The organism is Acidovorax sp. JG5, assembly GCF_017939685.1.
In the GTDB taxonomy this organism is placed as follows: Bacteria; Pseudomonadota; Gammaproteobacteria; order Burkholderiales; family Burkholderiaceae_C; genus Acidovorax.
Genome location: NZ_JAGKSE010000001.1, coordinates 321,689 through 347,981 on the forward strand (window position 1 = coordinate 321,689; position 26,293 = coordinate 347,981).

25 protein-coding genes are annotated in these 26,293 nt (G+C 66.3%); 13 read left to right on the forward strand and 12 right to left on the reverse strand.

Going from position 1 to position 26,293, the window contains the following annotated elements; translation table 11 throughout:
* Positions 1-56: 56 nt before the first annotated feature.
* The 7 genes from phnE to J8G26_RS01455 all read right to left on the reverse strand — a co-directional run bounded on the left by phnE (position 57) and on the right by J8G26_RS01455 (position 6,038).
* Positions 57-869, reverse strand: a complete 813-nt coding sequence (gene phnE, locus J8G26_RS01425) for a phosphonate ABC transporter, permease protein PhnE (protein WP_210567652.1) — start codon at positions 867-869, stop codon at positions 57-59.
* On the reverse strand, positions 866-1,720 hold the full coding sequence (locus tag J8G26_RS01430; RefSeq protein WP_210567653.1) for an ABC transporter permease: 855 nt from the start codon (positions 1,718-1,720) through the stop codon (positions 866-868). Before J8G26_RS01430 ends, phnE begins: the two co-directional genes overlap by 4 nt.
* Positions 1,721-1,742: 22 nt before the next feature.
* The gene (locus tag J8G26_RS01435; RefSeq protein ID WP_210567654.1) at positions 1,743-2,573 is read right to left on the reverse strand and encodes an ATP-binding cassette domain-containing protein; all 831 of its coding nucleotides are present in this window, start codon (positions 2,571-2,573) and stop codon (positions 1,743-1,745) included.
* Between the two features lie 66 nt (positions 2,574-2,639).
* Positions 2,640-3,512: a putative selenate ABC transporter substrate-binding protein gene (locus J8G26_RS01440; protein ID WP_210567655.1), complete on the reverse strand. Its 873-nt coding sequence runs from the start codon at positions 3,510-3,512 to the stop codon at positions 2,640-2,642.
* 87 nt (positions 3,513-3,599) lie between these two features.
* Positions 3,600-3,932, reverse strand: coding sequence for a YnfA family protein (locus tag J8G26_RS01445; RefSeq protein WP_210567656.1), 333 nt, complete (start codon positions 3,930-3,932; stop codon positions 3,600-3,602).
* Positions 3,933-4,106: 174 nt separating this feature from the next.
* Positions 4,107-5,531 (reverse strand): FAD-linked oxidase C-terminal domain-containing protein, encoded by a 1,425-nt coding sequence (locus J8G26_RS01450; RefSeq protein WP_210567657.1) that lies wholly within the window; start codon positions 5,529-5,531, stop codon positions 4,107-4,109.
* 150 nt (positions 5,532-5,681) lie between these two features.
* Entirely contained in the window at positions 5,682-6,038 is a 357-nt protein-coding gene (locus tag J8G26_RS01455; protein WP_210567658.1) for an EF-hand domain-containing protein, read from the reverse strand.
* 158 nt (positions 6,039-6,196) lie between these two features.
* On the opposite strand from J8G26_RS01455, the gene J8G26_RS01460 reads away from it, so the two are divergent.
* Complete coding sequence (locus J8G26_RS01460) at positions 6,197-6,772, forward strand: cob(I)yrinic acid a,c-diamide adenosyltransferase (RefSeq protein WP_210567659.1); 576 nt, start codon at positions 6,197-6,199, stop codon at positions 6,770-6,772.
* 91 nt (positions 6,773-6,863) lie between these two features.
* Here the strand turns inward: J8G26_RS01460 and J8G26_RS01465 are convergent, their stop codons facing one another.
* The gene (locus tag J8G26_RS01465; protein ID WP_210567660.1) at positions 6,864-7,301 is read right to left on the reverse strand and encodes a hotdog fold thioesterase; all 438 of its coding nucleotides are present in this window, start codon (positions 7,299-7,301) and stop codon (positions 6,864-6,866) included.
* Positions 7,302-7,437: 136 nt separating this feature from the next.
* Here J8G26_RS01465 and J8G26_RS01470 point away from each other — a divergent pair, with 136 nt between their 5' ends.
* Positions 7,438-8,748 (forward strand): diguanylate cyclase, encoded by a 1,311-nt coding sequence (locus J8G26_RS01470; RefSeq protein ID WP_210567661.1) that lies wholly within the window; start codon positions 7,438-7,440, stop codon positions 8,746-8,748.
* Positions 8,749-8,935: 187 nt separating this feature from the next.
* On the opposite strand, the gene J8G26_RS01475 is transcribed toward J8G26_RS01470, so the two are convergent.
* Complete coding sequence (locus tag J8G26_RS01475; RefSeq protein ID WP_210567662.1) at positions 8,936-10,456, reverse strand: acetyl-CoA hydrolase/transferase family protein; 1,521 nt, start codon at positions 10,454-10,456, stop codon at positions 8,936-8,938.
* Between the two features lie 105 nt (positions 10,457-10,561).
* Complete coding sequence (locus tag J8G26_RS01480; protein WP_210567663.1) at positions 10,562-11,869, reverse strand: solute carrier family 23 protein; 1,308 nt, start codon at positions 11,867-11,869, stop codon at positions 10,562-10,564.
* A 155-nt stretch (positions 11,870-12,024) separates the two neighbouring features.
* Here J8G26_RS01480 and J8G26_RS01485 point away from each other — a divergent pair, with 155 nt between their 5' ends.
* Positions 12,025-14,154, forward strand: a complete 2,130-nt coding sequence (locus tag J8G26_RS01485) for an acetoacetate--CoA ligase (RefSeq protein ID WP_210567664.1) — start codon at positions 12,025-12,027, stop codon at positions 14,152-14,154.
* Positions 14,155-14,203: 49 nt separating this feature from the next.
* On the opposite strand, the gene J8G26_RS01490 is transcribed toward J8G26_RS01485, so the two are convergent.
* Positions 14,204-15,139, reverse strand: coding sequence for a LysR family transcriptional regulator (locus tag J8G26_RS01490; RefSeq protein WP_210567665.1), 936 nt, complete (start codon positions 15,137-15,139; stop codon positions 14,204-14,206).
* 130 nt (positions 15,140-15,269) lie between these two features.
* Between J8G26_RS01490 and J8G26_RS01495 the strand changes: the two genes are divergently transcribed.
* The 10 genes from J8G26_RS01495 (at position 15,270) to pssA (ending at position 24,542) form a co-directional block, all read left to right on the forward strand.
* The gene (locus tag J8G26_RS01495; protein ID WP_210567666.1) at positions 15,270-16,256 is read left to right on the forward strand and encodes a tripartite tricarboxylate transporter substrate binding protein; all 987 of its coding nucleotides are present in this window, start codon (positions 15,270-15,272) and stop codon (positions 16,254-16,256) included.
* A complete protein-coding gene (locus J8G26_RS01500) occupies positions 16,253-17,500 on the forward strand; it encodes a CaiB/BaiF CoA-transferase family protein (RefSeq protein WP_210567667.1) in 1,248 nt (415 codons plus the stop codon). The genes J8G26_RS01495 and J8G26_RS01500 overlap by 4 nt, the downstream gene beginning before the upstream one ends.
* Positions 17,497-18,654: an acyl-CoA dehydrogenase family protein gene (locus J8G26_RS01505; protein ID WP_210567668.1), complete on the forward strand. Its 1,158-nt coding sequence runs from the start codon at positions 17,497-17,499 to the stop codon at positions 18,652-18,654. Before J8G26_RS01500 ends, J8G26_RS01505 begins: the two co-directional genes overlap by 4 nt.
* A 13-nt stretch (positions 18,655-18,667) precedes the next feature.
* On the forward strand, positions 18,668-19,702 hold the full coding sequence (locus tag J8G26_RS01510) for an acyl-CoA dehydrogenase family protein (RefSeq protein WP_210567669.1): 1,035 nt from the start codon (positions 18,668-18,670) through the stop codon (positions 19,700-19,702).
* Positions 19,703-19,810: 108 nt separating this feature from the next.
* Positions 19,811-20,599, forward strand: coding sequence for a crotonase/enoyl-CoA hydratase family protein (locus J8G26_RS01515; protein ID WP_210567670.1), 789 nt, complete (start codon positions 19,811-19,813; stop codon positions 20,597-20,599).
* A gap of 56 nt (positions 20,600-20,655) precedes the next feature.
* Positions 20,656-21,846 (forward strand): CoA transferase, encoded by a 1,191-nt coding sequence (locus J8G26_RS01520; protein WP_210567671.1) that lies wholly within the window; start codon positions 20,656-20,658, stop codon positions 21,844-21,846.
* A 14-nt stretch (positions 21,847-21,860) separates the two neighbouring features.
* Positions 21,861-22,376 carry a MaoC family dehydratase gene (locus J8G26_RS01525; RefSeq protein WP_246881184.1) on the forward strand — a complete coding sequence of 172 codons (516 nt, stop codon included), beginning with the start codon at positions 21,861-21,863 and terminating at the stop codon, positions 22,374-22,376.
* Positions 22,377-22,461: 85 nt separating this feature from the next.
* On the forward strand, positions 22,462-23,439 hold the full coding sequence (locus J8G26_RS01530; protein ID WP_246881203.1) for a tripartite tricarboxylate transporter substrate binding protein: 978 nt from the start codon (positions 22,462-22,464) through the stop codon (positions 23,437-23,439).
* Complete coding sequence (locus tag J8G26_RS01535) at positions 23,440-23,817, forward strand: hypothetical protein (protein ID WP_210567673.1); 378 nt, start codon at positions 23,440-23,442, stop codon at positions 23,815-23,817.
* A gap of 95 nt (positions 23,818-23,912) precedes the next feature.
* Positions 23,913-24,542, forward strand: coding sequence for a CDP-diacylglycerol--serine O-phosphatidyltransferase (gene pssA / locus J8G26_RS01540; protein WP_210567674.1), 630 nt, complete (start codon positions 23,913-23,915; stop codon positions 24,540-24,542).
* A 31-nt stretch (positions 24,543-24,573) separates the two neighbouring features.
* Here pssA and J8G26_RS01545 read toward each other — a convergent pair whose 3' ends face one another.
* On the reverse strand, positions 24,574-26,292 hold the full coding sequence (locus J8G26_RS01545; protein ID WP_210567675.1) for a GGDEF and EAL domain-containing protein: 1,719 nt from the start codon (positions 26,290-26,292) through the stop codon (positions 24,574-24,576).
* Position 26,293 lies beyond the last annotated feature (1 nt).

The following is a 26,293-nucleotide window of genomic DNA, read 5'->3' on the forward strand; positions in this document are numbered from 1 at the left end:
CGCAGGCCCATCAAGCGCAGTGCGCTATTGAAATAATAGTATTTCTTGTCAGATCGTCAGATCGCCAGCCAGCGCCGGCTGGCGAAGCTCAGCGCATCCACCAGCGCCACCAGCGCCAGCATGGCGACCAGCACGCTGCTGGTTTCACCCATCTGGAACAGCCCCATGTGAAACGCCAGCATCTGCCCCAGCCCGCCGGCCCCCACCACGCCCAGCACGGCGGCGGCGCGGATGTTGTTTTCCCAGCGGTACAGCGTGTAGCTCAGCAGCTGCGGCAGCACCTGGGGCAGGGTGGCGTACAAAAACACGCGGCTGCTGGCCACACCGCGCACGCGCAGGGCGAAGCCGGGGCCCGGCGGGGCGTTTTCGATGGCTTCGGCAAACAGGCGGCCCAGCACGCCCGAGGTGTGCAGCGCCAGCGCCAGTGTGCCGGCAAACGGCCCCAGCCCGGCCGCGATCAGCAGCAATGTGGCCCACACCAGTTCGGGAATGCTGCGCAGGGCGTTGAGCACGAGCCGCGTGGGGCCGCGCCAGCGTGCCGGGTCACCCTCAAACGTCTTGCTGGCGGGCAGGGCCAGCGCCAGGCCCAGCAGCACGGCCAGCAAGGTGCCCAGCGCCGACATGGCCAGCGTCTCCAGCGTGGCCCACAGCAGTTTTTGCAGAAACGCCGGGCGGGTTTCGGGCTGCAGCAGCTCGGCCAGAAACCGGCCCATCTTGGCCAGCGCCGGGGCGGACAGAAACTGCGCCCATTGCAGGTCCAGCGACCAAAAACTCAGGCCCACCAGCGCCAACGCAGCGGCGGCCACGCCCCAGCAGGCCAGGCAGCGGCGGGCGATGGGCCGGGGTGCGGAAGTGCGGTGCGTGTTCATGCCAGCCTTTGCCGCAACCAGGCGCTGATGCGGTCCGCCAGCCAGACCAGCGCCATGAACACCAGCAGCATGGTGGCCACCTCGGCGCCCTGGAACATCTTCATCGAGGCATCCATCTGCTGGCCCAGCCCGCCCGCGCCGACAAAGCCCAGCACGGCCGACGAGCGGATCGCGCATTCCCAGCGGTACACCGTGTAGCTGGTGAGCTCGGCCGCGTTCTGCGGCAGCAGCGCGTACAAAAAGGCCTGCAGGCGGCCCGATCCATTGCGCAGCAGGCTGGCGGCGGCGTGGGGCTCGGCGCTGTCCAGAATCTCGGCATACACCTTGCCCAGCATGCCGGCAAACGTGAGCGCAATGGCCAGCACGCCAGCCGTGGGGCCCAGCCCCACCACGCGCACAAAAACCAGCGCCCAGATCAGCTCGGGCACGCTGCGCAGCACCACCAGCAGCCAGCGCACCACAAGCCGCACCAGCGCCGGCAGTGGCGCCATGGGGCCGGTCAGCGCCGAGATGGACAGCGCCCGCACCGACAGCAGCGCCAGCGGCACCGCCAGCACCAGCGCCAGCGTGAGGCCTGCGGTGGCAATGGCCACGGTGCGCCAGGTCTCGCGCGCCACCAGGGCCAGAAACTCGGCGTCCCAGCGGGGCGGGATGAAGTCTGCCGCAAAGCGCAGCGCGGGTTTCAGCGCATCGGGCGCCAGCAGCTGCCAGGGCTTGAACTCGGTCAGCGCCAGCATCGGCCACAGCAGCACCAGCGCCACCACGGCCCCGGCCAGGCGGCCGCGCCAGGCCGGGTCGCGCCGCGCGGGCGGCAGGCTTGTGCCGTGGGGTGCAGGCAGATCAGACGACATGGCAGACGAAATGCACCATGCGCTAGCGGCACTGCATGGGCACGGGTGCCGCAGGCACGGGCGCATCCGGGGCGGGCGGCGCCGTTGCTGCCAGCTCGTCCAGGTGCTGCGCATACAGCTGGTGCAGGTGCGCGGGCGTCACCTGCGCTGCAGGCAGGTCAAAGGCCAGCGCGCCGTCGCGCAGCCCGATCACGCGCGGGAAATGCGCCAAGGCCATGTCCACATGGTGCAGCGTGGCGACCAGCGTGGCCCCGCGCTCATGGGCCGCCTGCGTGAGCGAGGCCAGCGCCTGCTGCGCGCGCGCCGGGTCGAGCGCGGACAGGGGCTCGTCCACCAGCAACAGGCTGGCCTGCGAGGCCAGCGCCCGGGCCAGGCCCACCCGCTGGCGCTCGCCGCCCGAGAGCCGGTCCACCCGGTCGAACAGCTTGTCGGCCACGTCAAAACGGGCCAACGCCTGCTCGGCCAGCCCGATGCCCGTGGGATAGACCAGGCTGCGCAGGCTGGCCCACAGGTTTTCGTGCGGCAGGCGCCCCGCCAGCACCGCCGTCACCACACGCTGCCGGGGTGGCAGCGGCGGCACCTGGGGGGCCAGAAACAGCCGGCCGCGCAGGCGCTGCAATGCGCTGCGCGGCAGTGCCCAGGGGTCGCGGCCATCGAGCTGCAGGCTGCCACTGGCGGGCCGCTGGGCGCAGGCCAGCAGCTGCAGCAGCGTGGTCTTGCCCGCACCCGAGGGGCCGATCACGGCCACCTGCTCGCCCTGCGCCACCGCCAGGTCCAGGCCGCGCAGCGCTGCTGGTGCACCGGCGCGTGCGGCCGGGTGGCGCACGGTGGAGTTGTGCAGCACCAGTTTCATAGTCAAATCAGGCTGTAGCGCTTGATTGATAAGCGTTAGTAGCTATCAAAAACAGAGCAATCACCTTCACTTGATCAGGCCCGCGCTGCGCGCTGCCGTCTCGATGCCCTTGTAGTTGCTGGCCTGGGTGGGAATGAAGCGCGTGGCGCGCTGCAGGTCCAGAATGTCCTTGCCTTCAGGGGTGTTGCGGTTCAGGTCCACAAACGCCTTGGTGATTTTTTCGCGCTGGGCCACGGGCATGTCGCTGTGCACGGTCCAGTTGTAGTCAAAGTAGGCCGGGGTGGTGAAGATCACCTTCACCTTGCCGGTGTCCACCTTCTTGTCGGCCACAAATTTTTCCCACACCGAAATGTTGAGCGCACCCGCATCCACCTTGCCCGAGGCCACGGCGGCAATGGTGGCGTCGTGCGCGCCCGAATAGGCCACGCGCTTGAAGTCCTTGTCGGGGTCGATCTGGGCCTGCAGCAGGTAGCTGCGCGGCATCAGGTGGCCCGAGGTGCTGGACTGCGAGCCAAAGCTCACGGTCTTGCCCTTCAGGTCGGCCAGCGACTGGATGGCCGGGTCGCTGGTGATGAAGACCGAACGGAATTTTTCATCCTCTTCGCGCTGCACCAGCGGCACCACCTTGCCGCCCGAGCGGATGCTGGCCTGCACAAAGGTGAAGCCACCGTACCAGGCCATGTCCACCTGTTTGTTGGCCAGCGCCTCCACGGCGGCGGCGTAGTCGGACACCGGGGTGAACTCCACCTTGGTGCCCAGTTTCTGCTCCAGGTATTTCACCAGCGGCGCGGCCTTGCGCGCCAGCTCGGTGGGCGATTCGTCGGGAATCGCCGTGATCTTGAACACCGCCTGGGCCTGCGCCAGGCCGGCCAGGGCCATGGCGGCGCCGGCCAGCACTGCTTTGATGAAGGTGCGGGTCGAAGGAGAAGAACAGGTCATGGGGGTTTCCAGAATGTGGGGCCGATGGGCCGGTGATTGTCGCGGGTTTGGCCGCCGTGGCGCCACCCCACAGACGGCCTGTGGTGTTCAGGCGCTTCGGGGGGCGAACATGATGACCCCCATGCCCGCAAGCGCCAGTGCCGCGCCGGCAATGTCCCATGGCGTGGGGCGAACTCCGTCCACCACCCACAGCCAGACAATGGCCACGAAGACATAGACGCCGCCATAGGCTGCATACACCCGCCCGGACGCCGTGGGGTGCAGCGACAAAAGCCAGGCGAAGGCCGCCAGGCTCAACGCGCCAGGCACGAGCAACCATGCGCTTTTGCCGTGGCTGAGCCAAAGGCCGGGTAGATAGCAGCCCACAATTTCTGCCAGCGCAGTCACAAGAAAGAGCAGAACGGTTTTTGTTTCTGGCATGGTTTTGACTGCGTTGGGCGCTGCAAACGGGGGCCAGCATGGCGCAAGGACCGCAGGGCCATCGTGCGCCTTGGTAATGCCTGATTTTAAGTGCCAAAAGTGACTGAAGCGCTTGTGTATAAAGCGCTAATAGCTATCAAAAGATGAGTAACCGGCGGATGCTTTGGCTTGCGCTCACAGCGCAAAAATCTTGCCCGGATTCAGGATGTTCTTCGGGTCCAGCGCGCGTTTGATGGCGCGCATCATGTCCACCGCGCCGGCGCCGGTTTCGTCGAGCAGAAAGCCCATTTTGTGCAGGCCCACGCCGTGCTCGCCGGTGCAGGTGCCGCCCATGCTCAGGGCGCGGGCCACCAGCTGGTGGTTCAGGGCCTCGGCGGTGGTGCGCTCTTCGGGGATGTGGGGGTCGAGCAGGTAGCCGAAGTGGAAGTTGCCGTCGCCCACATGGCCCACCAGAAAGTAGGGGATGCCGCTGGCTTCGGCTTCGTCCACGGATTCGAGCAGGCAGTCGGCCAGGCGGCTGATGGGCACGCAGGTGTCGGTGCTGATGGCGCGGCAGCCGGGGCGGCTTTGCACGGCGGCAAAGTAGGCGTTGTGCCGCGCGGTCCACAGGCGCGTGCGTTCTTCGGGCGTGCTGGCCCATTCAAAGGCGTTGCCGCCCCATTCCGTGGCGATCTCCTGCACGGTTTCGGCCTGCTCCTGCACGCTGGCGGGCGAGCCGTGGAACTCCATCAGCAGCATGGGTTCTTCGCGCAGGCCAAGCTTGCTGTGCGCGTTGACCATGCGCACGCTGTGGCGGTCGATCAGCTCGACCCGCGCAATCGGCACGCCGAGCTGGATGGTCTGGATGGTGGTGCGCACCGCAGCCTCGATGCTCGGGAACGAGCAGATCGCGGCGCTTACGGCCTCGGGCAGCGGGTACAGGCGCACCGTCACTTCGGTGATCACGCCCAGCGTGCCTTCGCTGCCCACCATCAGGCGCGTGAGGTCGTAGCCGGCGGCGCTTTTCTTGGCGCGCGTGCCGGTGCGGATGACTTCGCCGCTGGCGGTGACCACTTCGAGCGCCAGCACGTTTTCGCGCATGGTGCCGTAGCGCACGGCGTTGGTGCCGCTGGCGCGCGTGGCGCACATGCCGCCAATGCTGGCGTCGGCACCGGGGTCGATGGGGAAGAACAGGCCGGTGTCCTTGATGGCGTCGTTCAATGCTTTGCGCGTGATGCCAGGCTGCACCGTCACGGTAAGGTCGTCGGCGTTGACGCTGAGCACCCGGTTCATGCGGCCCAGGTCGATGCTGATGCCGCCCTGCACGGCCAGCAGGTGGCCTTCGAGCGACGAGCCCGCGCCGTAGGGAATCACCGGCACTTCGTACTGGCTGGCCAGCGCCACGGCGTCCTGCACGTCGCGCGTGCTTTCGGCAAACACCACGGCCGAGGGCGGCGGCGCCTGCAGCGAGCCTTCGTCGCGCCCATGCTGCTCGCGCACGGCCTGGGCCAGCGAGCACTGCGCGCCAAAGCGGCTTTGCAGCGCGTCAATCAGCGCTTGCGGCACGTCGCGCAGATGGATGGTGGGCAGCAGGTGCGAGGCGGCGGTGGGGGCGTTCATGGGCGATCTCCGGGTAACGCAAAAGAATACCACCGGGCACCCGTTCGGGCGCCGTGATGGGGCAGGAAGCCTCACCACGGCGCTACGCTTTCACGCTATCGAAGGGAGTGGCGGCGATCGCGCCGCCGGCGTTTCTCGGGCCGTTATCCGTTACCTGGCGCCCTTGTCGAACTCGGTGCGCGACAGGCTGCCGTCACGGTCGGTGTCGAGCTGCTCGAAGCGGTTGCCAATGGCCGGCAGCATGGCGGCTTCATCGGCGCTGAGTTTGCCGTCGCGATTGGCGTCGGCGCGGTCAAAGGCTGCGGCGGCGGCAGAGCCCGTGGCGGTGGGCGTGCCGGGGTTGAGGGAAGACGTGGCGGGTCCGTAGGAGGGTCCCCTTTGTGCCTTGGGTGCTGCGGCCGGTGCGGTCTGGGCCTGCAGGGCAGCGGCGCCGCCCAGCGTGAGTGCTGTGAACAGCATGACGCTGCGGGCTTCAAAGGCAAAGGTGCGGCGTTGAATGGCTTTCATGGGATGTAGAACTCCGTCAAAGTTGAACAGGGTTTCATTGCATCGCAGCACGCCCTGCGTGACCAGCAGTTTTGCCTGCTGTTGCCCCAGCCAACATTTGCCAGCGTGGTGTAACGGACAATGCATTCCCCAGAACAAAGAGCCAACAAGGAGCACACATGGGCAACCGACTCACACAGATCGCCACGCGCACGGGCGACGACGGCACCACCGGCCTGGGCGACAACACGCGCGTGTCCAAAGACAGCCCGCGCCCGCATGCCATGGGCGATGTGGACGAGCTCAATTCGCACCTGGGCCTGCTGCTGTACGAGCCCATGCCGCAGGATGTGCGCGAGCTGCTGATCGATGTGCAGCACCAGCTGTTCAACCTCGGGGGCGAGCTGTCGATTCCGGGCTTCGAGTTGCTCAAGGACGAGGCCGTGCTGCAGCTCGATGCGGCGCTGGCGCACTACAACGCCGCGCTGCCGCGCCTGCAGGAATTCATCCTGCCCGCCGGCACGCGCGCCGCCGCCCAGGCCCATGTGTGCCGCACCGTGGCGCGCCGCGCCGAGCGCGCCGTGGTGGCGCTGGGCAAGCACGAGACCATGCGCGAGGCCCCGCGCCACTACCTTAACCGGCTGTCCGATTTGCTGTTCGTGCTGTCGCGCGTGCTCAACCGAATGGACGGCGGCGACGACGTGTACTGGAAGAGCGAGCGCCTGGCGCGCGGGGCGCAGGATGCTACTGAATAAATAGCTGCTTGCGCTTGTTGGATAAGGGCTTGAGCCCTATTTCCCTTGAAAATTGCGCGCGCTAGCGCCTTTGCGTCGTCAACACGTTCCTTTATAGGCTTGGGCGGGGCTGTGGCGCCAGGATGGCCATGGTGATGCGCGAGACGCAGGTCAGCTCACCCGCGTCGTTGACCATGTCGATCTGCCACACCTGCGTGGTGCGGCCAATGTGCACGGCACGCGCTGTGCCGGTGACCCAGCCGCTGCTGGCGGCGCGGATATGGTTGGCATTGATGTCCAGCCCCACGCCGCGGTGGCCTTCGGGGCAGGCATAAAAGGCGCCGATGGAGCCCAGGGTTTCGGCCAGCACCACGCTCACGCCGCCATGCAGGATGCCAAAGGGCTGGCGCGTGCGCTCGTCCACCGGCACGCGGCCGCGCAGGAAGTCGTCGCCCAGTTCGGTGATTTCGATGCCCAGGTGCGTGGCGGCGGTGTTGGCGTTGGTCTGCGCCAGCAGTTCGAGAGAGATGGGCTTTTTCCAGATGGACATTGCGGCTCCGGTGTCGTGTGTGGTGGCCTGGCCAGGGGCACAGGCGGGTCGTGCCAAATTATGCGGGCCTGTTATCAGGCCGTCCTGTCGCGCCGGCAAAATGCCCTGGAATGTCAGTATTTGTTACGATTGTTTGATGAATGTTCCGCAAGTGCCCGATGGGGAGTACCTGCCGCTGTTCTCCGAGCTGCTCGATAGCCTGGGGCTGGCCTTGTGTGCTTTCGATGGCCAGGACAACACGCTCCTGTGGAATCGCACATTTCTGCGGTTCTTTCCGGAACACGCGGGGCATGTGCATGCGGGCGAGTCTTATCGCTGCAATCTCGCGCGGTTTTATGCCGCGCGTCTGAGCGAAGACGAGCGCCCGCGGATCGCGCACTATATTGAAGACGGCATTGCGCGCCACCGCAGCCAGACACAGCCCTTCGTGTTTTTTCATCGCGATCGCTGGCTGCGCGTGGCTTCGCAGCTGCTGCCGCAAGAGCGTGGCCGCGTGCGCATCTGGGCGCAGGTTCCAGACCCGCAGGCGAACCCGGCCATCTACCAGATGCCACTGTCTGCCGGGGCTGGCGCCAGCGGACCGGACACGTCGCTGGAACATGTGGCCGAGGGCATGCTGGTGTGCGACCTGCAGGGGTGCATCCAGCACGCGAACAGCCATTTTCTGCGTCTGTATCGCCTGGACAGCGCAAATGACGTGGTGGGGCAGCGGTTTCGTGATGTGCTGGCCCGTGTCTGGGCCAGCCAGCCTGCGCCGCCGCCAGGGGATCAGGCTTTGCTGGACAACGAACGCTTTGCCGATGAGCCCTGGATCGTGCCGCTGCCGGGCGACCATTGGGTGCGCGTCATCAGCCGCATCGCCGACGATGGCCTGTGCTACAGCATCCATGTGGACATCACGAGCCTGAAGCGCCAGATGCGCACCCACGAACAGCAGGTGCTGGACCTGGACTTCAAGGCGCGGCACGACAGCCTGACGCAGCTACCCAACCGCCGCAGCCTGGAAGCACATCTGCTGCAGGCACTGCAGGAGCCTCCCGCCGCAGAGCAATGCCATGTGCTGTGTTTCCTGGACCTGGACGGATTCAAGCCCGTCAATGACACGGCAGGCCATGCCGCCGGCGATGCGGCGCTGCAGTCGATTGGCCGGCTTTTCGCCGAGCAGGTGCGGCCCGCGGATGTGGTGGCGCGGCTTGGCGGAGACGAGTTCTGTGTGCTGCTGCGCGACACCCGGCCCAACGTTGCCGAGCGGGTGGCGCAGCGCATCATCGACCAGCTCCAGGGCATGCCCCAGCAGTGGCATGGGTATGTGTTCACGGTGGGCGTGAGCATTGGCCTGACGGTGCTGCGCTGCGGGGACGACACGGTGCCAACCGCGCTGGTCCGCGCCGACCAGGCCTGCTACCAGGCCAAGCATGCCGGGCGCAACCGGCTCGCCTGGGCCTGAGAGGCTGAGAGTCTTTCATCCATGTCCGCCTTGCACGCCAAAACACACCGGTTCGTCGTTGCAAATACTCGCCATAGCCCGAGCTATGGCTGTGTTTTGCGCCTAGACCCGGCGCGTTTTGACGCGCCTTTCGGGCACGGCCGACAAACGCTCAGCCTCTGACGCGCCGGGGCCGAGGGCGTTCTCATCAAGCGCCTGGGCGCATGCTGCCGGTATCGACGAACCGCTGGTGCCAGCTTAGCGCCTCGGTCAGGATATGCGGCGTGTGCAGCGCGCCCTGGTGGCGTGCGCGGTCAAAGTAGTCCTGCAGCAGCGGGCGGTAGTCGGGGTGCGCGCAGCGGTCGATGACGACCTGTGCGCGCTGCTTGGGGCTAAGGCCGCGCAAATCGGCCAGGCCCTGCTCGGTGACGATGATCTGCGTGTCGTGCTCGGTGTGGTCCACATGCGAGACCATGGGCACGATGCAGCTGATGGCGCCGTCCTTGGCCACCGATGGCGTCACGAAGAACGACAGGTAGCCATTGCGCGCAAAGTCGCCCGAGCCGCCAATGCCGTTCATCATGCCCGTGCCCATCAGGTGGGTGGAGTTGATGTTGCCGTAGATGTCGGCCTCGATCATCGAGTTCATGGCGATGATGCCCAGGCGGCGCACCAGCTCGGGGTGGTTGCTGATCTCCTGCGGGCGCAGGATGATGCGCTCGCGGTAAAAATCGATGTTCTTCTCGAAGTCTTCGTAGGCGCTTTTGGACAGCGAAATCGCGGTGGCCGAGGCGCGGCTCATCTTGCCCGCGCGCAGCAAATCGAGCATGCCGTCCTGCAGCACTTCGGTAAAGCCCAGCAGGTTGTCAAATGGCCCGTGCAGCAGGCCGGCCAGCACCGCATTGGCCACGTTGCCCACGCCCGACTGGATGGGCAGCATTTCTTTGGGCAGGCGGCCCGCCTTCATCTCATGGTCGAGGAAGTCGATGATGTAGCTGGCAATTTTGTTGGAGTTCTCGTCCGGCGTGGCAAACACGTTGTCGCGGTCGCCCTTGTGGGTTTCGACCACGGCCATCACCTTGGCCGGGTCCACGCGCAGGTAGGGCTGGCCGATGCGGTCGTCGGCGTGCGTCATGTTGATGGGCACGCGGCGCGGCGGAATGGCCGTGCCGTAGTAGACGTCGTGCATGCCTTCCATGCGGGCCGAGGGCTTGGTGTTGACCTCCAGGATCACCTTGTCGGCGATCTCCAGCCAGGTCTTGTTGTTGCCCACGGCGGTGGAGGGGATCAGCAGGCCATCGGCCGTGATGCCCAGCACCTCGATCACGGCGACATGCATGGGGCCGAGAAAGCCAAACCACGCATGCTGCGCGACATGCGACAGGTGCATGTCGATGAAGTCGATCTCGCCGGCGTTGATGGCTTTGCGCGCGATGGGGTCGGTGTTGAAGGGCAGGCGCTGGCCCAGGGCATGGGCCTCGGCCATGGCGCCGTCGCATTCGGCGGCGGTGGATGCGCCCGTCCAGACGTTGATCTTGTAGGGCTTGCCGGCGGCGTGCTCGGCCTTGGCATGGGCCGCAATGGCCTGGGGCAGGGCCTTGGGGTAGCCCGCGCCGGTGAAACCGCTCATGCCGACGTTGGCGCCTGCCGGAATGAGCGCCGCCGCCGCTTCGGCCGACATGACGCGTTGAAGAAAGGCAGGGTGGTGAACCCGATCGGCCAGGGACATGGAAAAACTCCGCAACGGTTGCTGAACGCCGCAGGCTGCGGCGGGGCGAAAGCTGCAAATTTTATCCGGGGGTGCTGGCGCGCCTCAGGGTTTGCCCTGACAGGGTTATCGCGGGGTGCGCGCAGCCGTGCCTTGGCTGTTGAGCAGCGCGTACAGCAAGATGGCGCCAAACGTGGCGGTGCCGATGCCGCCCAGTGCGAACTGGCCGAACTTCAGCGTGAAGTCGCCCGTGCCCAGGATGAGCGTGATCGCGGCCACGATCAGGTTCTTGTTCTGCGAGAAATCGACCTTGTTGCCCACCCAGATCTTGGCGCCGGCCACGGCGATCAGGCCGAACACCACGATGGAGACGCCGCCCATCACCGGCAGCGGAATGGCCTGGATCACGGCGCCGAATTTGGGGCTGAAGCCCAGCACGATGGCGATCAGCGCCGCCACCAGGAACACGGCGGTGGAATAAATCTTGGTGGCTGCCATCACGCCGATGTTCTCGGCATACGTCGTCACGCCGGTGCCGCCCGCAGCGCCGCTGACCATGGTGGCAATGCCATCGCCAATGAAGGCGCGGCCCATGTACTGGTCCAGGTTCTTGCCGGTCATGGCGGTAACGGCCTTGATGTGGCCCAGGTTCTCGGCCACCAAAATGATGACCACCGGCGCAATCAGCAGCATGGCCGGCGCGCTGAATACCGGCGCCGAAAAGCCCGGCATGCCCACCCAGGGCGCGGCCAGCACGGCCGAGAGGTCGAGCGGCTTGCCCAGGCCCAGGCCGTTGGTCAGCACGGCATAGATCACGCTGGCCACGATCAGGCCCACCAGAATCAGCAGGCGCTGCACCATGCCGCGCGTGAGCACCGCCACCAGGCCCACGCTGACAAACGTCACCACCTGCATCCAGCTGTCAAAGTTGCTGGTCGCCATGTTCTTGATGGGGATGCCCGCCAGGTTCAGGCCGATCACCGCCACCACCGAGCCCGTGACCACGGGCGGCATGAAGCGCTCGATCCAGCCCGTGCCCACCACTTGCACGATAAAGCCCACCAGCGTATACAACGCGCCGCAGGCGATGATGCCGCCCAGCGCCAGCCCGATGTTGGCGTTGGGCCCCTTGCCGGCGTAGGACGTGGCCGCGATCACCACGCCGATGAAGGCAAAGCTCGAACCCAGGTAGCTGGGCACCTTGCCGCCGGTGATGAGGAAGAAGATCAGCGTGCCTATGCCGCTCATCAAAATGGCCAGGTTGGGGTCGAACCCCATCAGGATGGGCGCCAGCACCGTGGCGCCAAACATCGCAATCACATGCTGCACGCCCATCACCGCCGTCTGCGGCCAAGGCAGGCGCTCGTCGGGGGCGATGACGCCGCCCTGCTGCAGCGCGTCGGCGCTTTTCTCCCTCCAGGTCATGAATCCCATGGATATTTCTCCGTTGTGAATTGATGACGTGCATGGTAGGGGATTTGCGCGCCTTGCCGGCGCTGTTGGCGCGGCGCAGGGGCTGTCACGCCAGCGACTGGGCACGCGGTAAAACCCCGTGGTGCTGCGCAGCCAAGGCGCTCTACGCTAGCCGCATGACTGCTTCCTACCTTCCCCAGATTCGCCTTTACCAGAACTGGCTGCGCGAGCAACGCGGCCTGCAGTTTGCCGACTACGACGCCCTGTGGCGCTGGTCCGTGACCGACCTGGACGCCTTCTGGCAAAGCATCTGGGACTATTTCGACCTGCAGTCGCCCACGCCGCACAGCGCCGTGCTGGCCAAAAACACCATGCCCGGTGCGCAGTGGTTTCCCGGCGCGCAGGTCAACTACGCCCGGCAGGTGCTGCGCCATGCCGATGCGGCCGACGCCGCCGGCCTGCCGGCCATCGTCAGCAGCAACGAAAAGCGTCAGCACCGCGAGCTGAGCTGGCCCGAACTGCGCCGCCAGGTGGCATCGCTGGCGCTGCACCTCCAGGCCCAGGGCGTGCAGCCCGGCGACCGCGTGGCCGCCTATTTGCCCAACGTGCCCGAGGCCATGGTGGCCTTTTTGGCCACCGTCAGCATTGGCGGCGTGTGGAGCATCTGCGCGCCCGACATGGGCACGCACGCCGTGCTCGACCGCTTCCGCCAGATCGAGCCCAAGGTGCTGATCGCCGTGGACGGCGTGACCTATGGCGGCCGCGACCACGACCGCCTGGCAGTGCTGGCCGAGCTGCGCGCGGCCCTGCCGAGCGTGCAGCACACGCTGCTGCTGGGTAATCTGAATGCTACTGTTTCAGTAGCTGGTTGCGCTGACTGGATAGGGGCTACAGCTCGAAATGATGCTGAAACGACGGCGTTTGAACCGCTGTGGCTGCCTTTTGATCACCCGCTGTGGGTTGTCTATTCGAGCGGCACCACGGGCTTGCCCAAGCCCATCGTGCACGGTCACGGCGGCATGGTGCTGGTGGCACTGCAGCTCAAATGCCTGCACAACGACGTGGGCTGCAGCTACGCACCCAACAGCCTGGGTGAGCGCTTCCACTGGTACAGCTCCACCGGCTGGGTGATGTGGAACGCGCAGGTCAGCGGCCTGCTGGGCGGCACCACCTGCGTCATTTTTGACGGTAACCCCGGCGGCAGCAAAGAGCACCCTGACTGGGGACTGCTGTGGCGCTTTGCCGTTGAGACCGGCGTGACCTACTTCGGTGCCGGCGCGGCCTTTTATGCCAACTGCATGAAAGCCGGGCTCGCGTTGCACGATTGCGGCGACCTCTCGCGCATCCGTGCGCTGGGCACCACCGGCTCGCCGCTCTCGCCCGAAATGCAGGAGTGGGGCACAGCGCAGTTCAGGTTGATTCGTGGCATGGCGGACAAGACGCCCGCCGCCGCCGGGCTGTCCGCGCCTGCGCAGGCAGGCGCAGAGCCGCAGCCCGACATCTGGTGGAACAACATCTCCGGGGGCACCGATTTCTGCGGCGCCTTCCTCGGCGGCCACCGCGAGCTTCCGCAAGTGCCCGGCGAAATGCAATGCCGCATGCTCGGCGCCGCCGTGGAATCGTGGAACGCCGAGGGGCTGCCGGTGACCGACGCGGTGGGCGAACTGGTCTGCACGCGGCCGATACCGTCGATGCCGCTGTTCCTGTGGGGCGACAAGGACGGCAGCCGCTACCTGTCGAGCTACTTCGACATGTACCCCGCAGGCCACGGCCGCCAGCCCGGCGGCGGCGATGGCCCCGCCAGCATGGGCGCCGTATGGCGCCATGGCGACTGGCTGAAGATCGGCGCCAATGGCGGCTGCATCATCTACGGCCGCAGCGACGCCACCATCAACCGCCACGGCCTGCGCATGGGCACCAGCGAGATCTACAGCGCCGTCGAGGCGCTGCCCGAAGTGCTCGACAGCCTGGTGGTGGACCTCGAATACCTGGGCCGCGAGAGCTACATGCCGCTGTTCGTGGTGCTGCGCCCCGGCAGCGCGCTCGACGACGCCCTGCGCGAGCGCATCAACGGCGCCGTGCGCACCGCATTGAGCCCGCGCTTCGTGCCCGACGACATCCATGTGGTGGCCGAGGTGCCGCGCACGCTGAGCGGCAAGAAGCAGGAGCTGCCCGTCAAAAAACTGCTGCTGGGCCAGCCCATCGAGAAGGTGGTCAACAAGGATGCGATGGCCAACCCACAGTGCCTCGATTGGTACGTGGCGTTCGCCGCGCGCCGCGCGGTGCCGGCCGCTGCCGTCGGCTGAACGCCGCGCCTGCTGCGGGATGGCGCACTGGCGTTGCGGGGGCAAGCCTTCAGTCGGCCGACGGCTGTGCCGCGGGCGGCGGCGCCACATCGGGCGCTGTGGAAAAGCGCAGGGCATGCTCGGTGAAGCGCTCGACGAGCCGGCTGGTATTGCCTTGCAGCCGCGCCAGCGCAATGCCCACATGAAACCCCGGCGGATTGTCGGTCAGTGCGAGGCATTTCACGCCACGCGGCATCACCAGCCGCGCCACGCCGGCGACCAGCCCCACGCCCAGGCCCGAGGCCACCAGGCTCATGATGGTCTGCACCTGCATGGCCTCCTGGGCCACATGCGGCGTGAAGCCTGAGAGCTGGCAGCGCATCAGCGCCAGGGCCGAGAGGCTGGGCACCTTGTCCCGCGGGTACATGATGAAGGGCTCGTGTGCCGCTTCGGACAGCGCGATGGCCTCCTGCGCCGCGAGCGGGCTGCGCTCCGAGACGGCGAGGACGAAGTCGTCGCGGTCCATGGGCAGTAGCTCGAACGGGGCCGGGTGCAGCACGGGGTAGCGCACAAAACCCACATCGAAGCGGCGCGAGACCAGGCCGTCGAGGATTTCGGACGAGGTGGCCTCGGTCAGTTCGAGCTCAATCTTGGGAAAACGCTCGCGCAGCGAGGGGATCAGCTCGGGCAGCAGCGCATACGTCGCCGAGCCGATGATGCCCATGCGCAGCAGTCCACCCTGGCCCTGGCGCGCATCCAACACGGCCTGGCGGCATTGCTCGGCGTGGAACAACGTGAGCCGCGCATCGGCCAGCATGGCCTCGCCCACCGGGGTGATGAAGACGCCCGTGGAGCGGCGCTCGAACAGCGCATCGCCCATTTCTTCTTCGAGTTTGCGGATGGACACCGACAACGGCGGTTGCGCCATGTGCAGCAGCTCGGCCGCGCGGTGGAAGTTGCCCGTTTCTGCGAGCGTGACGAATTGGCGCAGCTGGCGCAGGTTCATGTGATATCCAAACGGTATTGGCTTTTCAATTCTTAATATTAGACGGCACTAGCCCTGCTGGCTAGAGTGCGAGCCAAGGCCCCCACGGAGGGCCCGGCAAACCTGCCCCCATTCCAGGAGACAAATTCCCATGCACAAGCGCAGAACCATTCTGGGCGCCCTCGGCGGCGCCGCCCTGATCACGCTGGGCGCCGCCACCATCGCGCCCGTCGCCCAGGCGCAGACCTTCCCATCGAAGACCATCAAGTTCGTCGTTCCCTTCGGGCCCGGCAGCGGCACCGACACCTCTGCGCGCTATTTCGCGCGCAAGCTCCAGGACATCACGGGCCAGTCCGTGGTGGTCGAGAACAAGCCGGGCGCCAACGGCTTCATCGCCGTCAAGCAGGTGCTGACGGCGCCAGCCGACGGCTACACCGTGTTCATCGGCAGCAACTCCACGCTCGCCGTGAACGCCGCGCTGTTCAAGGAGCTGCCTTACGACCCGGTCAAGGATTTCGCACCGCTGACGATGATGATGCGCTCGCCCGCCATGCTCACCGTCACGCCGCAGGCGCCGTACCAGGACCTCAAAGGCTTGCTGGCCTACGCCAAGGCAAACCCCGGCAAGATCAATTTCGGCGCCGGCTCGGCGGGTTACCAGCTCATGGGCGAGTTGCTCAACGATGCGGCCAAGGTGCAGACCGTGCATGTGCCGTTCAAGGGTGCAGGCGAGACCATGACGGCCGTGGCCTCCGGCACGGTGGACTATGCCTTTGCCGAGGTGACCGCCGTGCAGGAGCTGGCCAAGGGTGGCCGCGTGAAGGTGCTCGCCGTGGCGGCCGACAAGCGCGTGGCCTCGTCGCCCGACGTGCCCACCGCCAGCGAGGCCGGCTTGCCCGGGTTCGAGGCCTACACCTGGGTGGGCGCCATGGTCAGCGCCAAGACGCCAGCGGCCGAGACGGCCAGGCTCGCCGAGCTGTTCACGGCGATCTCCAGGACGGACGAGACCCGTGCCTTCTACGAGCGCATTGGCGCCACACCCATGACCGGGGGCCCCGCGCAGATGCACGAGTTCCAGAAGAACGAGATCGCGCTGTGGAAGCGCATCGTGCACCAGGCCAAGGTGCCGCAGCAATGAGCGAAAGGGCCGCCATGCCGCCAGGAGCGCTCCAGCATGTAAAGGTGCTGGATCTTTCGCGCGTGCTCGCAGGGCCGTGGGCCGGCCAGACACTGGGGGACCTGGGGGCCGAAGTGATCAAGGTCGAGCGCCCCGGCACCGGCGACGACACCCGCGCCTGGGGACCGCCCTATGTGACGGACCCACAGGGCGAGTCCACGGGCGAGTCGGCCTATTACATGTGCGCCAACCGCAACAAGCAGTCGGTCACGGTGGATTTCACGCGGCCCGAGGGCCAGCAGATCGTGCGCCAGCTCGCGGCGCAGTGCGATGTGCTCATCGAGAACTTTAAGACCGGCGGCCTCGTGCAGTACGGGCTTGATTACGCGAGCCTGAGCGCGCTCAACCCGCGCTTGGTGTATTGCTCGGTCACCGGCTTCGGCCAGGACGGGCCCTATGCGCACCGCGCGGGGTATGACTTTCTGATCCAGGGCATGGGCGGGCTCATGAGCATCACTGGCCGCTCCGATGGCGAGCCCGGCGGCGGCCCCATGAAGGTGGGGGTGGCGCTCACCGACATCCTCACCGGCCTGTATGCCAGCACGGCCATCCTGGCCGCCCTGCAGGCGCGCGAGCACACGGGCCGGGGCCAGCACATCGATCTGGCGCTGCTCGACGTGGGCGTGGCCTGCCTGGCCAACCAGGGCATGAACTTCCTATATGGCGACAAGGTGCCGCAGCGCATGGGCAACGCGCACCCCAACACCGTGCCCTACCAGGACTTTCCGACCGCCGACGGCCACATGATCCTGGCCATTGGCAACGATGGCCAGTTCGCCCGCTTCGGCCATGCGATTGGCGCGCCCGAATGGGCGGCGGACGCGCGTTTTGTGCGCAATGATGGCCGCCTGGCCCACCGCACCGAGCTGGTGGAGCGCATCCGTGCCGTGACCATGACGCGCAGCACGCGCGACTGGATCGCGCTGCTCGAGCAGCATGCTGTGCCCTGCGGCCCCATCAACACCGTGCGCGACGTGTTCGAAGACCCGCAGGTCAAGGCCCGTGGCCTGCAGATAGCCATGCAGCACCCGCAAGCGGGCGAGGTGCCCCTGGTCGCCAGCCCGATTCGCCTGTCGGACACGCCGGTCACCTACCGCCACACCCCCCCGCAGCTGGGCCAGCACACCGACGAAGTGCTGACCCGCCACCTGGGCCTCACGGCCGAGGCGCTGCAAACCTACAGAGACAACGGAGTATTGGGATGAGTACCCTGGATTCACTCACGCTTACGCGCATCCCTGCGCAGGACGAAGCCTTGCGCGCCGAAGTGCGCGCCTTTCTGGTCGAGGCCACCCGCGAGATACCGGCGCACATCCGTGCACGCTCGTGGAGTGGCTACAGCACCGAGTTCAGCCGCCGGCTGGCCGCCAAGGGCTGGCTTGGCGTCACCCTGCCCCAGGAATATGGCGGCGGCGGGCGCAGTGCCTTCACCCGCTATGTGCTGGTCGAGGAATTCCTCAACTTCGGCGCCCCCGTGGGCTCGCACTGGATCGCCGACCGCCAGAGTGCGCCGCTGATCCTGAAATTCGGCACCGAGGCCCAAAAGCAGTTCTACATTCCGCGTGTGTGCCGCGGCGAGGCCTTTTTCTGCATCGGCATGAGTGAGCCCAACTCGGGCTCGGACCTGGCCAGCGTGAAGACGCGCGCCGTCCAGAACGAGCAGGGGTTTGTGCTCAACGGCCAAAAGATCTGGACCACCAACGCCCACCACTGCCAGTACATGATTGCGCTGGTGCGCACCTCGGGCACCACCGAAGACCGCCACAAGGGCCTGTCGCAGATCATCGTCGACCTGTCGTTGCCCGGTGTCACCGTGCGCCCGATTGAAGACCTCTCGGGCGACAGCCATTTCTGCGAGGTGTTCTTCGACAACGTGCAGCTTGGTGCGGACGCCCTTATCGGCGCCGAAGGCCAGGGCTGGGAGCAGGTCACCGCCGAACTCGCCTTCGAGCGCAGCGGGCCCGAACGCCTGTACTCCAGCATCGTGCTGTTCGATCAGTGGCTGGACTACGTGCGCACGCCCCAGGGCCGCACCGAATCGGCCCGGCAACTGGCGGGCAAGGTGCTGACACAGCTCGCGCCGCTGCGCGCCATGTCGGTGTCGGTGCAGGAAAAGCTCACCCAGGGCGCCAGCCCCATCGTCGAGGCCGCACTGGTCAAGGAGCTGGGCACCACGCTGGAGCAGATGATCCCCGCCGCCATCGCTGAAGACCTCTTCTCGCGCGATACCGAAGACGTGCCGGTGGAGCTTTTGATGACGCTCAAGTACGTGACAGAGGCCTCGCCCTCGTTCTCGCTGCGCGGCGGCACGCGCGACATCCTGCGCGGCATGATCGCCCGCGGCCTGGGCTTGCGTTGATTGGGAGAGACACATGACCACGAACCACAACGACCTGTTTGCCGATGCTGCCCGCGATGTGCTGGCGGACCAGTGCACCCCCCACGTGGTGCGCGCCATCGAAGAAGGTGGCCGCACCGCCGGGGCCACCACCGCCCTGTGGGCGCAACTCGAAGCCACCGGCCTGGCCGATGCGCTGCTGAGCGAAGACGACGGTGGCGCCGGCCTGGGGCTGGGCCAGGTGTTCGGCGTGCTGGAGCAGTGTGGCGCACATGCGCTGCCCTTGCCCCTGGGCGAAACCATGGTGGCGCGCGCACTGCTGGCGCAGGCCGGCGTGGCGCGTCCAGCAGGCAGCATCGCGCTGGCACGCGGCGAGCGTCTGGCCGATGGCGGCCTGCGCTGCATGCTGGTACGCAGCGGCCAAGTGGCCGCCGCGGTGCTGGTGCAGGCGGGCACCGCATGGCGCTTGTTGGGCACCGGGGACGCACACGCCACCCCGCAGGCCCTGGCGCTTGATGCCGCGCTGGCCTGGACGGCTGCGCAGGTGCAGGCCGCACCCGCCGTCGCGGTGGATGGCGCGCTGGACGTCCGTACCCTGCAGGCCGCCGTGGTGGCTGCCCAAATGGCGGGCGCGCTCAGCAGAGTGTTTCAGCGCACGTTGCAGTACGCCAATGAACGCCAGCAGTTTGGCCGCCCCATCGGCAAGTTCCAGGCCATCCAGCACCAGCTGGCGGTGATGAGCGAGCACGTGTTTGCCGCGCGCATGGCCGCGCAGCTGGGCTGCAGCGGGGCGGGCGTGGTGCCCGAGCGCTTGCGTGTGGCCACGGCCAAGGCGCGCTGCAGTGAGGCGGCGCTGGTGGTGTCCGAGCTGGCGCATGCCATCCACGGCGCGATCGGCTTCACCGAGGAATATGACCTGCAGCTGTTCACGCGCCGCCTGCATGCCTGGCGCCAGACCGCGGGCAGCGAAGCCTACTGGTACGGCGTGGCGGGCGAGGCCCTGCTGGAACACCCGGGCATGACCCTGGACATCGTGCGGCGCATCACCGACGTAGACGCGGTGCTTTGAAAACCATAGCGGCTAGCGCTTGATGTGAGTTGGTTTCACGATGAAATCCACTTGAAAGCCTTTTGTATAAAGCGCTGGCAGCTCATTTATTAATACCGGAGACATCCCATGACTTTTCTGACCATTGAACGCGACGGCGGCATTCTCACCGCCACCATGAACCAGCCCGAAACGCGCAATGCGCTCACGGGCAACACGGCGGTGCAGGAGTTCGTGCAGCTGTGCGAGGACGTGCGCAAGGACGCCAGCGTAAAGGTGCTGATCCTCACGGGCGCCGGCCCCATCTTCAGCTCGGGCGGCAACGTCAAGGACATGAAGCGCTTCTTCGATGAGGCGCTCACGCCCGATCTGATCCGCGAGGAATATCGCCAGGGCATCCAGCAGATTCCCAATGCGCTTTACCAACTGGACGTGCCCGTGATCTGCGCCATCAACGGCCCGGCCATCGGCGCGGGGCTGGACCTGACTTGCATGTGCGACATCCGCATCGCCAGCGAGACGGCCACCTTTGCCGAGAGTTTTGTGCGCGTGGGCATTGTGCCGGGCGACGGCGGCGCCTGGCTGCTGCCGCGCGCCGTGGGCATGGCCAAGGCGTCCGAAATGGCGTTCACCGGCGAGGCCATCAGCGCGCAAGAAGCGCTGGCCTGCGGCCTGGTCAGCCGTGTCGTGCCTGCTGACCAATTGCTGCCCACCGCGCGTGCGCTGGCCGCCAAGATCGCCGCCAACCCCGGCGCCGTGATGCGCATGACCAAGCGCCTGCTGCGCGAAGGGGAAAGCGCCTCGCTGGCTTCGCTGCTGGAGATTTCTGCGGGCTACCAGGCCATTGCCCACAAGACGGCCGACCACCGCGAGGCGGTGACCGCCTTCATTGAAAAGCGCACGCCGAAGTTCCAGTAAACAAAGACTGCACCGGCCCCACCCAGCCCACACAAAGCGTTCCCGGAGATCACACGATGAAGCCGCTGCAAGGCCTGCGCATACTGGATTTGTCCAGTGTGATTTTTGGCCCCCTGGCCAGCCAGATATTGGCCGACTATGGTGCCGAGGTGATCAAGATCGAGCCGCCCGAGGGCGACTCGACCCGCCATACCGGCCCTTCGAAAGAGGCGGGCATGGCGGCCATGTTCCTCGGCTCCAACCGCAGCAAGAAAAGCGTGGCGCTGGACCTCAAGCAGGCCGACGCGCAAGAGGCGCTGGGCGCCCTGATCGCCACGGCGGATGTGCTGATGCACAGCATGCGGCCGCAAAAGCTGGCGGCCCTGGGCCTCGCGCCCGAGGCGCTGCGCCAGCGCTTTCCGCGCCTGGTGTACGCCAGCCTGGTGGGTTTTTTGCCGGGCCCCTATGCCGGCAAACCGGCCTATGACGACGTGATCCAGGGCATGTCGGGGCTGGCCGATCTGATGGAACGGCAGGGCGGCGAGATGCGCTACCTGCCCACCATTGCCGCCGACAAGACCTGCGCCCATGTGGCCGCGCACGCCATCCTGTCCGCGCTGTGGCAGCGCGAGCGCACGGGCGAAGGCGCTTTTGTCGAAATCCCCATGTTCGAGTCCATGGTGGGCTTCAACCTGGTCGAGCACTACTACGGCCAGCACTTCGAGCCGCCACTGTCAGAGCCCGGCTATCCGCGCGTGCTCACCCCCTGGCGGCGGCCCTACCGCACGGCCGATGGGGCGGTGGCCATGATGCCGTACACCAATCAACACTGGCAGCGCTTCTTCACCGAAGTGGGCGCCCCGCAGCTGGCGTGTGATGCGCGTTTTGTGGATATCGCCAGCCGCACGCGGCACATCGCCGAGCTGCTGGAACTCGCCTCGGGCTTTACCGAGCGCCACACCACGGCCCACTGGATCGCGGTGTGCGAGCGGCTGGAGATCCCGGCAGCACCCGTGGCCCGGCTGCAGGACCTGCCGCAGGACCCGCACCTGGTGGCCACCGAATTCTTTGAAACCATTGCCGACCCGGCCCTCGGGGATGTGCGGTTTCCGGGCGTGCCGGTGCGTTTTGACGGGCAGCGCCCCGCCATCACCATGCCGCCCCGGCTGGGTGAACACACCCAGGAGCTGCTGGCCCAGGCCGGGCTCAGCGATGCGCAGATCGAGGCATTGCTGGGCACCCGCGTAGCCATTGCCCCCGCTTCTTGATAAGGACCGTTTCCATGACCAGCCAGAACACAGCTGTGGCCACCCACAGCCATGCCGCCCCCGCGGGCGTGGACCGCAATTTGCCGCGCCTCGGACAGGGGTTTGTGTGGCAGGACCTGAGCGTGGGACAACGCTTTCGCACCTTCCGGCGCACCGTCACCGAGACGGACCTGGTCAGCTTCATCGGCGTCACCGGCATGCTGGAGGCGATCTTCATCGAAGACGGCTACGAAGGCGGCGCCATGGCCGGGCGGCCGGTGCCGGGGGCGCTGACCTATGCGCTCATCGAGGGCTTCATCCTGCAGACCATGATCCAGGGCACGGGCCTGGCCATGCTGGAGCTGCACCAGAAGATCCTCGCGCCCGTGCTGGTGGGCGACACCATCGAGGCGGTGGTGGAGGTGACGGAGATTCGCCCCACATCCAAGAGTGGCCGTGCTGTCGTGACCTCGCGCATCGACGTCTTCAATCACCAGGGGGTGATGGTGATGACCTACACCGCCACCCGGCTGCTGGCCGGGCGCAAGTGAATCGATTCCCCAATTACATACAACCACTCAGGAGACAAACACCATGAAGCAAAACGACCATAAAACATCCGCACCAATACACCAGATGCGGCGTCTGTGCCTGACCGTGCTCAGTTGCGCGGCTGGAGTGGCTGCGATCGCCCCCATGGGCTTGGCACAGGCGCAGACCTACCCCTCCAAGCCGATCACCCTGGTGGTGCCGTTCCCACCAGGCGGGCCCACCGACCAGGTGGCGCGGGTGCTGGCGCAGAAGCTGACCGAGCAGATGGGGCAGTCCGTGGTGGTGGACAACAAGCCGGGCGCCAACGGCAACATCGGCGGCACTCAGGTCAGCAAGGCAGCGGGTGACGGCTACACGCTGCTCTACAACACCTCGTCGATCACCCTGAGCCCTGCGCTCTACAAGAACCTGAGCTACGACGTGCAAAAGGACTTGGCGCCCGTGGTCCTGACCGCCGTGGTGCCCCTGGCCCTAGTGGTGCACCCGAGCATTCCTGCCAACACCGTGGCCGAGTTCGTGGCATACGCCAAGGCCAACCCCGACAAGCTTTCCTATGGCTCGGCGGGCAATGGCAACGTGACCCATCTGGCGGCTTTCCAGTTCACCAAGAACATGGGCATCGACGCCGCGCACGTGTCGTACCGTGGCAGCGCTCCTGCAGACGTTGATCTGGTGGCGGGCCAGATCCAGTACATGACGGACACCATCAACTCGGTGATGCCGTTCGTGAAGGACAAGCGCCTGAAGCTGCTGGCGGTCACCACCGCCAAGCGCATGTCCCTTTTCCCCAACGTGCCCACGCTGGCGGAAACCGTGATGCCCGGTTTTGAAGCCGGGGCCTGGCAGGGCGTGATGGTGCCAGCCAAAACCCCGCCGGAGGTAGTGCAGCGCCTGAGCGCCGAGATCAACAAGGCATTGCAGAGCGACGAGGTGCGCGCCAAGCTGGCCTTACAAGGCGCCGAGCCCCTGGGTTCTACGCCCGAGGAATATCGCACCTACATCGGCAAGGAACTCCAGCGCTGGGCGGGCGTGGTGAAGTCGACGGGCATCAAGCTCGACTGAGTGGCAAGGGTCAGGGCGACCCGGGGCGCCCTGACCGCCGCGCCGCTGCCGGACTCGCGCTTCGTAATGCACCGCCGCGAGGCCGACGACGAGTGGCACGAGTATGTCGAAGACCGGGTGGAGCGCCGGCTGGCGGGCACCACCGTATTCAACCGCTTGATTGAGGTGGACCGCCACACCTGGGGCTCTGTGGATCTGCGCGGCAATCGGCTGGTGTACCTGGACCGCGACGTGCCCGAGCCCCGGCGCGAGGATCAGCCAGTGGAGATGCTGCTGCTGGGCCAGGACTGGACGCTACCGGCGTTTGCCGCCGCCGTGCGGATGGGGCCGGCGCAAGAAGACCCCATGGGCCACCAACGCGAGGCGGCCGCAGCCTGAGCATGGAGGACTGCGGCACCCAAAGCGGGGCCAGCACCCGGTGCGCCGCATAATGGTTTCCCCCGCTCCATGTGCCGCACCCCGGAGACCTGCCTATGTCGACCCCGTCCCCCGCGCCCAAGCGCTTTTCGATGATCCGCGAGTTCCACCTGGCGGACTGGTTCACGCTGGGCAATGCGGTCTGTGGCGTGGGTGCCTTGTTCTCGGTGATGTCGTACCTGGAGACCAGCGATGTGCTCCATATCTATTTCGCCTGCGCCCTGGTGCTGGCCGCGCTGATCTTTGACGTGCTCGATGGCCGCATCGCGCGCTGGCGCCAGAAAAGCTCGGCCATGGGCCGCGAGCTCGATTCACTGGCCGACGTGATCTCGTTCGGCGTGGCGCCCGCCATCATTGCCTATGGCTGCGGCATGCAGGGGCTTTATGACCGCATCGTGCTGGCCTACTTCGTGGCCTGCGGCGTGTCGCGCCTAGCGCGCTACAACGTCACGGCAGAAACCCTGTCGGGCGATGACGGCAAGGTGAAATATTTCGAAGGCACGCCCATCCCCACCTCCATCGTGCTGGTGGGGGTTCTGGCCCTGGCCGGCTACCTGGGTGCGGTGCGCGAGCACCTGTGGTTTGGCAAGCTGCTGATTGGCGGCTTCACGCTGCACCCGCTGGTGCTGCTGTTCGCGCTCTCGGGCTCGCTGATGATCAGCCGCATCCGCATTCCGAAATTTTGATTCCAGGGCCACCTGCCCTTGCAGAGAATCTCTAGGCAAAGTGACGCTGCTCAAACACGGACGAATGGCTGGGGCTACCGAGCATGCGAGAGATGTCGGCCGCAGGCAGGGCCTTGGCGAACAGCCAGCCCTGGTAGGTTTCGCATCCAATGCTGTGCAGAAATGCCAGTTGCGCGGCTTCTTCAACGCCTTCTGCCACCACTGGCAGGTTCAGGGTGTGGGCCATCGCGATCACTGCACGCACCAAAACCGCATCGTTGTCGTTGTGCATGACCTGGCGGATGAATTCCCGGTCGATCTTCAGACGCGACACCGGCAGCTGGCGCAGGTACGACAGCGATGAGTAGCCGGTGCCAAAATCGTCTAGCGCAATGCTGAAGCCCAAAGCGCAGAGCCGGTCGAACACCTGGTGCGCCGTTTCGGGGTCGGCCATGGCCTCGGTCTCGGTGATCTCCAGTTCGATCAACTCGGCGCGTGTGCCGTGCAGGTCGAGTAATTGCTGCAGCCTTGTTGGCAGCTGTGCCTGGCGAAATTGCTGTGCTGACAGGTTGACCGAAACGCGCATGGGTGTACCGTTGTCATCCCACTCGGCAGCCTGGCGGCAAGCGGTCTCCAGCACCCAGTCGCCTAGCGGGTGAATCAGGCCGGTGGACACGGCGACCGGAATGAAGCGATCGGGCGACACGTTCCCCAGTTCGGGATCGTGCCAACGCAGCAGGGCCTCCACGCCCACGATGCTTCCCGTGCTCACATCCACCTGGGGTTGGTAGTGCAGTTCGAGCGCCTGTGTTTCGACGGCGCGCTTGAGTCGCTCGTGCATCTGGCTGCGTTGGATCAGGGCTTCGCTCATTTCGGGCTTGTACACGGCGTGCGTGCCCCGTCCGTGGGCTTTGGCCGCATACATGGCCATGTCGGCAAAGCGCATCAACGTGCCCGAATCCTGCGCATCGTTGGGGAACGCGGCAATGCCGATGCTGGCGCCCAGGCTGACTTCACCCATTTTGAGCTGGCAGCGCGCCGACAGGCTGCGCTGCAGCTTCTGTGCAACCTGGAGCACATGCTCCATCGATGGCACATCGGGCAGCAGCACCGTGAACTCGTCACCGCCCAGCCGGGCAATCACATCGCCCGCGCGCAACCCACTGCGCAGCCTGCGTGCCACCTCGACCAGCGCCTGGTCGCCCGCCGCATGACCATGCGAATCGTTGACATCCTTGAACTCGTCGAGGTCGAGCAGCAAGAGTGCCATTGTCCGGCCACTGCGCCGCGCCCGCTGGATGGCCTGCTCGAAATGCTGCATGAACATCCAGCGGTTCACCAGCCCCGTGAGCCCGTCATGCGTCGCCTGGTAATGCATGTCGTCCTGCAGGCGTTTCATCTCGGTCATGTCGCGCAAGAACACCACGGCCGCCGAGCGGTCGTCCATGGTGCAGTGCCCCAGGGCGATGTCGACGGGCACCGGCAGGCCGTCCTTGCGCAGCAACTGCAGCAGACTGACCATGCCCATGGGCCGTGAAACCGGGTGCAGAAAAAAGCTCTTGACCAGATGGTTGTGCTTGCTGCGCATGTGCTGGGGCAGGAACATGCTGACCGATTGGCCTGTCAGTTCGTCGGGGCTGTAGCCGGTCAGCAGCTCGGTGGCGGGGTTGGCCTTGAGGATGGTGCCGGTGTCATCCACGATCAGGATGCCGTCCGGCGCGGCTTCCAGTGCGGCCAGGGCAAGGGCCTCTTCGTTGGAAGTTTGCTCCATC